Source organism: Pseudomonas frederiksbergensis (assembly GCF_900105495.1).
Classification (GTDB): Bacteria; Pseudomonadota; Gammaproteobacteria; order Pseudomonadales; family Pseudomonadaceae; genus Aquipseudomonas; species Aquipseudomonas frederiksbergensis.
Genome location: NZ_FNTF01000002.1, coordinates 3,782,404 through 3,794,513, shown reverse-complemented (window position 1 = coordinate 3,794,513; position 12,110 = coordinate 3,782,404). Strand labels below are relative to the sequence as shown.

General features: G+C 59.4%; 11 protein-coding genes. 2 read left to right on the top strand and 9 right to left on the bottom strand.

Going from position 1 to position 12,110, the window contains the following annotated elements; translation table 11 throughout:
• Positions 1-2: 2 nt before the first annotated feature.
• The 9 genes from BLW70_RS18010 to BLW70_RS17975 all read right to left on the bottom strand — a co-directional run bounded on the left by BLW70_RS18010 (position 3) and on the right by BLW70_RS17975 (position 9,923).
• Positions 3-1,349 (bottom strand): oxygen-independent coproporphyrinogen III oxidase, encoded by a 1,347-nt coding sequence (locus tag BLW70_RS18010; RefSeq protein ID WP_074876155.1) that lies wholly within the window; start codon positions 1,347-1,349, stop codon positions 3-5.
• A gap of 116 nt (positions 1,350-1,465) precedes the next feature.
• Positions 1,466-1,909 carry a CopD family copper resistance protein gene (locus tag BLW70_RS18005; protein ID WP_074880659.1) on the bottom strand — a complete coding sequence of 148 codons (444 nt, stop codon included), beginning with the start codon at positions 1,907-1,909 and terminating at the stop codon, positions 1,466-1,468.
• Positions 1,910-2,808: 899 nt separating this feature from the next.
• Positions 2,809-3,249, bottom strand: coding sequence for a CBS domain-containing protein (locus tag BLW70_RS18000; RefSeq protein WP_046046902.1), 441 nt, complete (start codon positions 3,247-3,249; stop codon positions 2,809-2,811).
• Positions 3,250-3,289: 40 nt separating this feature from the next.
• Positions 3,290-3,667, bottom strand: a complete 378-nt coding sequence (gene nirD, locus BLW70_RS17995) for a nitrite reductase small subunit NirD (RefSeq protein WP_074876153.1) — start codon at positions 3,665-3,667, stop codon at positions 3,290-3,292.
• Positions 3,667-6,228: a nitrite reductase large subunit NirB gene (nirB, locus tag BLW70_RS17990; RefSeq protein WP_074876151.1), complete on the bottom strand. Its 2,562-nt coding sequence runs from the start codon at positions 6,226-6,228 to the stop codon at positions 3,667-3,669. Before nirB ends, nirD begins: the two co-directional genes overlap by 1 nt.
• A gap of 95 nt (positions 6,229-6,323) precedes the next feature.
• A complete protein-coding gene (locus BLW70_RS30720; RefSeq protein ID WP_159439167.1) occupies positions 6,324-6,494 on the bottom strand; it encodes a hypothetical protein in 171 nt (56 codons plus the stop codon).
• Between the two features lie 316 nt (positions 6,495-6,810).
• Positions 6,811-8,037, bottom strand: coding sequence for an RtcB family protein (locus BLW70_RS17985; protein WP_074876150.1), 1,227 nt, complete (start codon positions 8,035-8,037; stop codon positions 6,811-6,813).
• Between the two features lie 275 nt (positions 8,038-8,312).
• Entirely contained in the window at positions 8,313-8,528 is a 216-nt protein-coding gene (locus BLW70_RS17980; RefSeq protein WP_008145745.1) for a TOBE domain-containing protein, read from the bottom strand.
• 132 nt (positions 8,529-8,660) lie between these two features.
• Positions 8,661-9,923 carry an OprD family porin gene (locus tag BLW70_RS17975; RefSeq protein ID WP_074880656.1) on the bottom strand — a complete coding sequence of 421 codons (1,263 nt, stop codon included), beginning with the start codon at positions 9,921-9,923 and terminating at the stop codon, positions 8,661-8,663.
• A gap of 266 nt (positions 9,924-10,189) precedes the next feature.
• Here BLW70_RS17975 and BLW70_RS17970 point away from each other — a divergent pair, with 266 nt between their 5' ends.
• Complete coding sequence (locus tag BLW70_RS17970; RefSeq protein WP_074876147.1) at positions 10,190-11,137, top strand: LysR family transcriptional regulator; 948 nt, start codon at positions 10,190-10,192, stop codon at positions 11,135-11,137.
• A 91-nt stretch (positions 11,138-11,228) separates the two neighbouring features.
• Positions 11,229-12,032 (top strand): putative hydro-lyase, encoded by an 804-nt coding sequence (locus BLW70_RS17965; RefSeq protein WP_074880653.1) that lies wholly within the window; start codon positions 11,229-11,231, stop codon positions 12,030-12,032.
• Positions 12,033-12,110: the final 78 nt, after the last annotated feature.

Genomic DNA, 12,110 nt, shown 5'->3' with positions numbered 1-12,110 from the left:
GGTTAATGCTTCGCACCGCCCAAATCCTTTTCAAACAGGTTGCAGATGGCATCCACTTCCGGCCGACCGGCAGGAAGGATGCTGATGAAACGGTCTGATAACTCGATCAACCCGTCCCGACTCAATTGCTCCAGCAATGGCCAGGCGGCGGAGAAGTATTTGGAAAAAACCAGCCCGTAGCGCCGCTCGATAGCGCGGATATCCAGCTCCTGATCACAGGCCAGACGCTCCATGACCATTTGCCTGATCTGATCCCCCGCCTCGAAGCGCCAGCCTCGACACGTCGGCAATTGCTTCATGTCCAGTTGCTGCTGATAGCGTTCAATCTCGTCGGTATTTTGCGTGTACAGATCGTCGATCTGGCTGATGGCACCCAAACCGAATCCAACATGATCGCAATAGCCGTGACGGGAGAACCCTTCACAGGTACGGCGCAACCGGCCGCGCTCCTGGGCGATCGCCAAATCATCATCAGGCCGGACAAACTGCCCCAGACCGATGTAGTGATAACCCGCGCCAAGCAGTTGATCGAAGCAGATCTGGCGCATCGCACCCTTATCGTCCTGGCTGCACAGTGCTCTGACCTTGTCGCCGAGCACCGGCCGATAGCGCCGCGGGGGCCGGGCATAATCAAACACCATCAGCCGGTCCGGTTCCAGCTCGATAATGCTCGCCAGCTTCAGCGCAAAACTGTCTGGGGTCTGCCAGGCATGACCGAAACCCAGGTCGACATTAATGGATCGAAAGCCAAAGGTACGCGCGGCATCCATGAGCGACTGGATCGGCGCCGGGTTCTGGTAGCAGGCCACCGACCTGTCACAGTCGGCGTCGATATCCGGAACGCCGATGCTCACATGAGTGAATCCCTGGTTGCGCAGCAACCCCATGGTCGCCCAGTCGGTGTGGTGGAGGTCGACCTCGACGCTGTAGTCGCCGCCTTCATGTTCGAGAAAGTTGAACCGGCCACGCAGATGACTCATCAGCCGTTCCAGGTGGGCAGGCGTTGGGGTTCCTCCACTCAGATGAAACTGCTCGACCCGTTGTTGCGCACCGAGGTGACAACCGACGAGGTCGATTTCCCGCTCCAGATGCTGGAGGTACTGCTCGATACCGTTGTGCTCACCGTTGATAATGCGCGGGGAACAGGAAGACGGCTTGAGGCTGGAAGGCAACTGCACATTCAGGGACAGTGGACGGCATTTCTGACGGCTGACGCGCAGCGCACGAAGCAGATCAAGGGAGCCAATACCGTCATGAAATTTTTGCGTATCGGCATGACAGTTAGGGTCAAGCACGCCTTGATCGCACCGAGCGATCAACTCGCCTGGGTTGTGAAATAAATCGAGCATGGCGGTCTCCGAGACTGGCTGCGGACTTTCAGTCTCCGGGTTTAACCCTCAATGCTCCTTGATTTGCGTCAAGCGCAAGCGAAGTGTCTGCACGACGGACCAACGGTCAGGCCCGATTACCACGTCAGATAAAACATGCCCTTGGCCAGCAGCACGATCACGACCATGTGACCGAACAGGCTGCCGTGAATGAAGTGCAAGTATCGCGGGCTCATTCGGCCGCTTTTGAACAGGAACATGGCACCGAGGAAATGCAGCAACACACTTACGGCCACTGCGATTTTCAATGCCAGTAAGGTGCCGAACGATGAGGACAGTGGTGCGGCCAGGGCTGGCAAGTAGCGTAACCAGACCATGCCCAGCCCGGCGCCGAACAATACCAGCAGGACCCACGGCATCAGCGAGCGGGCCCGGCGGCCGATGCCCTGCTCCACCAGCAGCATCACCCTGGCGGGTAGCTGTTTGCGGATGCTTTCCAGGAACAGGACTTCGAAGAACACGGTGCCGATGAAGATCAGCGCGGCAAACAGGTGCAAGGTCAGAATCAGCGGATAGATCATGGTGTTTTCGCCTTGGGTCAAGGCAACCGGCGCTACGGCGAACATTGGGCGTGAGCGCACTGGCTGTCGGTCTCTGGAGACTACAGAGACTGGCTGGTTGTGCGGTTGATACTGATCAAGAAAGCGGCAAAACCCTCGAGTTCGGTGGCCTGTCTTTTGTTGATCGTGTGCATATCCATTTCTGCGGTGACGGCGGCTTAGGGTTCCGCCCTTACGGCGGGTCACTTGGAAAAGCGCCAAGTAACCAAACGCTCTTGCCCCTGACGTACGGTGCCTCGCTGTGGCTCTGCATGCCCTCGCTCCGGTCCTGCTCCGTGGGCCCGCCGCCATCGGCCATCCATGGCCGGGGGCGGCTAACCCGGCATCCATGCCGGGTTGCCCACTGCGCAGAACCTCCACTCGGCCTCCCGAGGGGGCGACTACCGCAACAGCACCGCGAGGCGGCCTACCGGCCGGCCTGTCTCTTCATGCGTACGCATTCCCCTGTCGGAGCGAGCCTGCTCGCAAAAGACGTGAACGATAACGCGTGCTGTCTGAATGAACGCGGTGTTCGGACGTTTTTCGCGAGCAGGCTCGCTCCCACAGGTTCAACGCCGCTTTTGATCTTGCTTTTGATCTTGATCTGCCCCGTCGGAAGGCCGAGCGCAGGTTCTGCGCAGTGGGCACCGCGGCAAGGATGCCGCGGTAGCCGCCCCCGGCCATGGATGGCCGATGGCGGCGGGCCCACGGAGCAGGACCGGAGCGAGGGCATGCCGAGCCACAGCGAGGCACCGTACGTCAGGGGCAAAAGCGTTTGGTTACTTGGCGCTTTTCCAAGTGACCCGCCGTAAGGGCGGAACCCTAAGTCGCCATCACCGCAGCAACGGATATGTCCCCCAACCTTAGTGGCGCTGCCCGGTCTAGTGCCCGCGAATGTAATGCTCCAGCTGCCGAATCAAATCCGCCTGCTCAACGATAGCTTCCTTGACCAGATCCCCAATCGATAACAACCCCATCAGTTCGCCGCCCTCCATCACCGGCAGATGACGCAGATGGCTGTCGGTCATCACCGCCATGCAACGCTCAATACTCTGCTGACTGTCAGCCGTCACCACCGGCGCGCTCATGATGTCGCGCACCGGCGTACCCACCGAAGAGCGCCCCTGCAGCACGACCTTGCGCGCATAGTCACGCTCGCTGATCACCCCGACCACCTGCCCGGCCTCGATCACCGGAAGCGCGCCCACATTCTTTTCGGCCATGATCCTCAGCGCTTCAAGCACCATTTCATCCGGCGCGATGCTATGCACCTGGCGGTTTTGTACGACCTTGAGTTTCAGCAATTGTGCGGCTGTTTTCATAAATGCCTCCGATGCGGATACGCGATGCTGTTGACCAGGCTCAAGCCACTCCGACTTCCACCACGCCGCTGTTCAACCGCACGGGCCAAACCCGCAGACGCTGTTGCGGATACTCCAGGCAGCTGCCGTCCTCAAGGCGGAAATGCTGTTTGTAGATCGGCGATGCAACCACCAGATCACCCTTGATACTGCCGACCAACCCGCGACCGATCACATTGGCCCCGGATTGCGGGTCATGGTTATCGATGGCGTAGAGGGTCCGCCCCTCGGCACCCGGCAGGTAGAACAGCGCCACTTGCGCGCCATCGAGCCAGACGACGACGCCGGAGTTGCTGACCAGGTCCTGTTGCCCGCACACCGTTTGCCAGGCCTCGGGGTTTTCCAGGGAATCGATGCGTTGGGTATTGGACTGGCTCATCAGGCAATCTCCTCGGTAACAGGGATAAGGTTGAGTTCGGCGGCCATGATCGGGCGCCGCTGGCCGCGTTCCTGGACGAAGTGGATGTCCGGGTCCGGGCGTTTATCGTTGACGAAGGTACGGAAGCGCTTGAGTTTTTCCGGGTCTTTGAGAGCGTTGGCCCATTCGCATTCATAGCGATTGACCACCAGTTGCATTTGCGATTCGAGCTCTTCACCCAACCCTAGGCTGTCGTGAATGATCACATCCTTGAGGAAATCGAGGCCGCCTTCCAGGCTTTCGCGCCACACCGAGGTGCGTTGCAATTTGTCGGCGGTGCGGATGTAGAACATCAGGAAGCGGTCGATGTAGCGGATCAGGGTCGCATCGTCGAGGTCGGTGGCGAACAGCTCGGCGTGACGCGGGCGCATGCCGCCGTTACCGGCGATGTACAGGTTCCAGCCTTTCTCGGTGGCGATCACGCCAACGTCTTTGCTCTGGGCTTCGGCGCACTCGCGGGTGCAACCAGACACCGCAAACTTGAGCTTGTGCGGCGAACGCAGGCCCTTGTATCGGTCCTCGATGGTCAGGGCCATTTGCACGCTGTCCTGCACGCCATACCGGCACCAGGTGCTGCCGACGCAGGATTTCACGGTGCGGGTCGATTTGCCGTAGGCGTGCCCGGTTTCGAAACCGGCTTCAATCAGCTCGGCCCAGATGTCCGGCAATTCATGCAACTGCGCGCCGAACAGGTCGATACGCTGGCCGCCGGTGATTTTGGTGTAGAGGTCGTATTTCTTCGCAACCACACCAATCGCGATCAGTTTGTCGGCAGTGATCTCGCCACCGGGGATGCGCGGCACCACCGAATAGGTGCCGTTTTTCTGCATGTTGGCCATGAAGGTGTCGTTGGTGTCCTGCAACGGCACCAGTGAGGCGTCCATGATCGGCTGGTTCCAGCACGACGCGAGAATCGAGCCCACCGCCGGTTTGCACACGTCGCAACCGGTGTGGCCACGGCCATGCTTGGCCAGCAATTCTTCGAAGGTGATCACCCCTTCTACCCGCACCAGCGCATAAAGCTCTTGGCGGGTATAGGCAAAGTGTTCGCACAGGCTCTTGTCGACGCTGACGCCACGGGCGATCAACTCGTGCTCGAACACCTGCTTTAGCAACCCGGCACAACCGCCGCAACCGGTGCACGCCTTGGTCTGCGACTTGAGCAAGCCAAGGTCGGTGCAGCCACCGTCGATGGCCGAGCAAATGGAACCCTTGGTGACGTTGTGGCACGAGCACACCGTGGCCGCTTCGGGCAACGCGCCCGGGCCCAGGGTCGGCGCGCCTTCGGACGATGGCAGAATCAGGCTGGCAGGTTCGGCCGGCAGCGCAATCGCGTTCTGCATGTATTGCAGCAGCGTGTCGTAATAGCTGTTGTCACCGACCAGCACCGCACCGAGTACGTGCTTGCCCGTCGCGTCCACCACCAGGCGTCGATAGCTGGCCGTGGTTTCGTCGATGAACTGATAACTGCGCGCGCCCGGCGTGCTGCCATGCGCGTCGCCGATGGAACCTACATCGACGCCCAGCAGCTTGAGTTTGGTCGACATGTCCGCGCCCATGAACGGCTCGGCGGCTTCGTTGCACAACAGTGCGGCAACGCCGCGCGCCATTTGATAGCCCGGGGCGACCAGGCCAAAAATGCTGCCATTCCACGCGGCACACTCGCCGATGGCGAAGATGTTCGGGTCGCTGCTCTGGCATTGGTCGTCAATCACCACGCCGCCGCGCGGGCCGACTTCCAGCGAGCATTGGCGGGCTAGTGCGTCTTGCGCACGGATACCGGCGGAAAACACGATCAGGTCGGTTTCAAGAAATTCGTCATTGGCGAAGTTCATCCGATAGCGGTATTCCTCGCCTGCACTGATCGATTGCGTGCCGCGCGACAAATGCACGCCGACGCCGAGCCGTTCGATCTGCGCCTTGAGCGCCAGGCCACCGTATTCGTCCAGTTGCACCGGCATCAGGCGCGGGGCGAACTCCACCACATGTGCTTCCAGCCCCAGGGTCTTCAGGGCGTTGGCCGCTTCCAGGCCCAGCAAGCCACCGCCGACCACCACACCGCGTCGGGCGTTGCTGGCCGCGGCACGAATGGCGTCGAGGTCTTCAAGGGTGCGATACACCAGGCGCGAATCGCCCTCGGCGCCTTCAATCGGTGGCACAAACGGATAGGACCCGGTGGCCAGCACCAATTTGTCGTAGGCGACGCTGCCTTGCGCGGTGATCACTTGGCGGCGTGCACGGTCGATTTCCAGCACCGGCACCCCCAGATGCAGGATGACGCCCGGGGTCTGGTACAGCGAGGCTTCGCCGAGGGCCAGCGACTCGGCATCGCGGCCGGAGAAATACTCGGAAAGGTGCACACGGTCGTAGGCACGCATCGGCTCTTCGCTGAACACGTGCAGCCGATAGTGATCAAGGGCACCGCGTTCGATCAGCTGTTCGACACAATGATGTCCGACCATGCCATTGCCGATCACGATCAGCGTTTGCAGCTTGTTCAAAGTGGCAACATTGGAATTCATAAGAGACACCCGTCGATAGCTGTTCAAAAAGCAAAAAAAAACGCCTGAAACCTTGCGGTTCCAGGCGTCTTTGCCTGTTCATTTACGGTGCTAAGTCAGGCATCTATGCCGGAACCACCGATGTTGCCCACGACCTGCTCGGCCAATCGATCGTCGTTGACCGAGGGGGCTGCCCACTCGACTGCGTCACAGTGGGCCTGAACAGTGTCTTGCAGACTTTGTGCCAGTCGGCGATTGGCAGCTTTTGCGCAGGTAAACAGGGCCATGGGGCGAATGCCGATCAGTTAAGCCTCAATGCTATTTGTAGCAGCTGGCGAAGCCTGCGTTCGGCTGCGAAGCGGCCGTGAAATCAGACGATGCGGTGTTTCAGGAAGACCGCAAACTCAGGTTTCACGACTGCTTCGCAGCCGAACGCAGGCTTCGCCAGCTGCTACGGATTGTGTCGTCCCTTAAAGATCGGCATTAGGCCTGGGAGCTTCAGAACATCCGAAATTTGCCTTCGCATAGTGCAAGGCAGTGTTGCGTGGCCTTATAAAAGTGCACAAAGGTCAGCAACTCGATGATGGTGAAATTCCATTGTTCCTATCCTTTTACGCACACCACCTGACGCAAGGTGTGCAGCACTTCCACCAGCTCGCGCTGGGCGTGCATGACGTGGTCGATGTCTTTGTAGGCCATCGGAATTTCATCGATGACGGCAGCATCCTTGCGACACTCCACGTGGGCGGTGGCACGGATCTGGTCTTCGACGGTAAACAGGCTTTTCGCCTTGGTACGACTCATGGTGCGGCCGGCGCCGTGGCTGCAGGAGCAGAACGATTCCTCGTTACCCAGCCCGCGAACGATGAAGCTTTTCGCCCCCATCGACCCCGGGATAATCCCCAACTCGCCCTTCTTGGCCGATACCGCGCCTTTGCGGGTGACCAGGATTTCCTGACCAAAATGCCGCTCTTTCTGCACGTAGTTGTGATGGCAATTCACCGCTTCCAGCGCCGCCTCAAAAGGCTTGTTGATCACTTTTCGGGTCGCCTGAATCACCGCTTGCATCATCAATGCACGGTTCTGCCTGGCGAAGTCCTGGGCCCAACCGACCGCTTCGACGTAGTCATTGAAATGTCGGCTGCCCTCTTTAAAGTAAGCCAGGTCACGGTCCGGCAGGTTGGCGAGGTGCAGACGCATGTCCGCCTGTGCCATTTGAATGAACAGGTTGCCGATAGCGTTGCCGACACCACGGGAACCGCTGTGCAGCATGAACCAGACCCGGTCGGTTTCATCCAGGCACACCTCGACGAAGTGGTTTCCGCTACCCAGCGTGCCCAAGTGCCCACGGTTGTTGGTGTTGGCGAGTTTCGGGTACTTGTCGGTGATCGCCTTGAACCGGGGTTCCAGTGCCGCCCAGGCCCGGTCCGCCTCACGCGGAACACTGTCCCAGGCGCCCTTGTCCCGAACGCCGCGCCCAATGGTGCGGCCATGGGGCACCGCTTTCTCGATCGCGCAACGCAAGCCATGCAGGTTGTCGGGTAAATCACTGGCGGTCAGCGAGGTGCACGCGGCGATCATCCCGCAGCCGATATCCACTCCGACAGCGGCTGGAATGATCGCGCCGACCGTGGGAATGACGCTGCCGATGGTCGAGCCCTTGCCCAGGTGTACGTCGGGCATCACGGCCAGGTGCTTGAAGATGAACGGCATCCTGGCGGTGTTCATCAATTGCTGTCTGGCTTCGTGTTCTACCGGGACGCCTTCGGTCCACAGCTTGATCGGTTTGCCGTTGGCGACTTCCAGCAGTTGATAGGTATGGGCTTGCATGATTTTGATTCTTTTCGATTGGCCGATCGTTCGGCGTTGTTCTGGCGCCTGGGGTGAAAAAGGTCGGTGCAACAGGCATGGCAGGTCGCCTGTCGAGAAAGGAACAGCCGCAGACGCGCCCGCTTTGATTTTCCTACTTCGCGAAAAAAGTGGACATATTTATTTACTGGAAATAACCGCCGATGCTTTTCTCCTGTCAGCGCTGATAACAGAAACGCCGCTCAGTGAGCGGCGTTTCTTGCGGGTTCTGCTGGAAAAACGAATAGCCCCCCCTTTCAGAGCTTGGCGATCGAGACTTCAGTGGATTTGACGAAGGCAATCACCTCGCTCCCCACTTTCAATTCAAGATCACGCACTGAACGGGTGGTGATCACCGAGGTGACGATGCCGGAGGCGGTTTGCACATCGATTTCGGAGACCACCTCGCCTGTCACGATTTCCTTGATGACACCCTTGAACTGGTTGCGGACGTTGATCGCTTTGATGGTCATGATGAGGCTTCCTGTCTGATGTCGAGAACATCCGCACGGATGTGCAGGCCTTCAAAATGAGCCTAACGGACAAACATTAAAAGGAATATATATAGATTTGTTTATTCCTTAATAGAATAACAAGCCCGACCGCTACCACAACGCCACGGTATAGCTAACGATCAAGCGATTCTCATCCAGGTCATTACCGAAGTTCGAACGCACTGACGCGTTACGCCATTTGAGGCCCAGCCCCTTCAATGAACCGTCCTGCACCACGTAAGCGATGTCGGTGTTGCGCTCCCATTCCTTGCCTTCACCTGGCGCAGTGCGTTGCACATTGTCGCCAGAGATGTAGCGCGTCATGAAGGTCAATCCCGGCACGCCGAGTGCAACAAAGTTGTAGTCGTAGCGCGCTTGCCAGGAATGTTCGTCGATGTTGGCGAAATCACCAATTTGCACGAAGTTGACCAGGTACGGATCGCTACGCCCGATATACGCAAACGGATCGTCGCCACTCATGCGCTGATAGCCAAGGCCCAGCGCATGGCCGCCCAGGCTGTAGGTGAACAGCGCGCCGAAGGCCTGGTTGTCGATATCACGAAAGTTGCCGTCTTCGGTGCTGCGCGCATAGCGCACGTCGCTCTTGAGCGACTGCCCGGAGCCCAGGTCCAGCGTGTGCACCAGCCCGAAGTAATTTTGCTGGTAGATGTTTTCCAGCTGGCCGTAGCGGTACTGCGCGGTCAGGTTCGGCAGGAACTGATAGTCCGCCCCGGCAAACTGAAACTTGTCGCTTTGCCCGCCGATGCGGTTGGCGGTCATGTCTTGATAGTCGGTGGAGTCGACAAAGTTGATCTGCGTGAGCTGACCGGCCGTGAGCTTCAAGCGATCGATTTCCTGCACATTCACCAGCCCGCCCTTGAACGTGCTCGGCAACAGACGGGTATCGTTGGAGCTCACCACCGGGTCCTTGATCTGCAACGTCCCGAATTTCAGGGTGCTGTTGGACACGCGCATTTTGCCCGTCAGGCCTGACTCGCCATAGCGATCCTGTGAGCCGCCGGACAAATCCGGTGGCAACAGATTAGTCCCCGCCGTCCCGCCACCGGAGTCCAGTTTGAAACCGGCCATGCCCAAAACATCCAGGCCGAAACCGAACGTGCCGGCGGTGTAACCCGACTCCATCCGCAACAGAAAACCCTGGGCCCATTCCTCGGCCTTGTCGCGCGAACCGTCCTGGCGAAAATCGCGGTTGAAGTAGAAGTTGCGCGCTTCCAGGCTGCCTTTGCTGTCCGCTACGAAATCCGCCTGAGCGGCCGGCGCACAGAGCAGACCCAGGCCGAGCAATGTGCCAGCCGAGGCGTACCCGTTGAATGGGCAGGTGCGCACCGCTTTTGAAGGCACGTGGACAGTCATGATTTTTTCCATGGAAGAGGTTCCTGCAGCAGCAAGCGAAGATGACGGACACGCCTCATTGTTTTTTTGTGAAGGCGATGTCGTGGTGGGCGAGCACAGCGACCTGCGTCGTGGAGCGGATTCTTCGTGCCGGGGCAGAACGGCGTCAAACGGGAAAAAGACGAGGTTATGCATAAGAAAATTTGATGCCCGCGAAGGCGGACTCTGGAGTAACAATTGCAACCCGCCCCTTCATTACAAGAGCCATAAGCGCCAAGGGAACCGCCATGAACCTCAAATTCCTCGAAACCTTCGTCTGGGTCGCCCGCTTGCAAAGCTTCAGCCTGACCGCCGAGAAAATGTTCAGCACGCAGGCAGCGATCTCCAGCCGGATCGCCGCGCTGGAAGACGAACTGGGCCTGCGCCTGTTCGTGCGCGATTCACGCGGGGTGTCGCTGACGCCCGAAGGTCTCAAGGTGCTCGACTACGCCGAGCAGATGCTCGAGGTTCAGCGCGCACTGAAACACTCGCTGGACAACACCAGCCCGCAACAGGGGCTGGTGCGCATCGGCGTGATGGACACGGTGATTCACACCTGGCTCAGCCCGTTGATGTCGACCCTGATGCAGACCTTCCCCGCCGTGGAAATCGAGATCACTGCCGACGCCGCGCGCAATCTCTGCGAGCAATTGCAAAAGGGCTATCTGGACATCGTTTTCCAGACGGACCTGATCCGCCACGAAAGCGTGCGCAACCTCGAACTGGCGCACTACCCCATGCACTGGATCGCCGCCAGCAACTCGATCTACGCCCGACCTTATGCCTCGCTCACCGAGATGGCCGGCGAGCGGATCATCACCTTCGTCAAACATTCACGACCGCATCAGGATGTGCTCAACCTGTTGCACGCCCATGGCATCGGCGCACCGCGTGTCAGTTGCGTCAACTCGGTGTCCGCCATGACCCGGCTGATTCGTGACGGCTTCGGTATTGGCGCCTTGCCCGCGGCACTGGTGGCCAAACCGCTGGCCAGCGGCGAGCTGATTCAGCTGGACCCCGGCAGCCGCTTGCCGCAACTGGACGTCGTGGCCTCGTGGCGCGCGGGGGTCGGACTGGAACTGATCGAGAACATCGTCGAGATGAGCCGCCAGGTGGTCTGCCAATACGCGGCGGATGTCGGGCCGTTACTCATGGTGGCGGCGCCCGGCCTCGACAGCCGACGGCCCCCTGAATAACTTTTAGTTGTCTGGGGGCAACAACATTCCTTGTTGGACGGCATCACCGCGGTTTTCTAAAAAGGCTCAACGAACCTGCCGAGACGCCATGATGAATCAACCCGCCCTGTCCTTCGAACAACTGCAGCGCAGCACTCCTCAGGCCCTGCGCCAAAGCATCGCCGCCGGGCACTATCAGGGTCACACCAGCGGCCTGGGCCAAGGCCGGGTGCAAGCCAATATCGTGATTTTGCCCAGTGACTGGGCCAATGAGTTTCTCAGGTATTGCACCATCAATCGTCAAGCCTGCCCGCTGCTCGACATTACCGAACCGGGCGATCCTTATTTCCGCCATCTCGGAACAGCCATTGATATTCGCCACGACGTGCCCCGATACAGGGTTTATCGCCATGGCGAACTGAGCGAAGAACCGCTGGATATCGAGCACCTTTGGCAGGATGACCTGGTGGCCTTCGCCATCGGCTGCTCGTTCTCCTTCGAACAACCGCTGCTGGATGCCGGCATCCCCCTCAAGCACATCGATCTGGGCCGCAATGTCGCCATGTACCAGACCAACATCGACACGCGCCCCACCGCTCGCCTCGGCGGCAAATTGGTAGTCAGCATGCGACCGATGAAAGCCGCTGCCGCCATCCAGGCCATTCAGATCACCGCACGCATGCCCAACGTCCACGGCGCACCCGTGCACATCGGCGATCCGTCGCTGATCGGCATCCACACGCTCGACACCCCGGACTACGGCGACGCCGTCCCCATTGAAGCTGACGAAATACCGGTGTTCTGGGCCTGCGGTGTGACCCCTCAATCGGTGGTGCAGGCCTCACGCCCGCCACTGTGCATCACCCATGCCCCCGGTTGCATGCTAGTGACGGATTTGTGCAACAGCGCTTTGTAAAGGCGTGGGTGTGCCATAACCAAGGAACGACACCCTCTGTAGCAGCTACAGATGGCGTTTTGGGTGCCATTTTTTTTG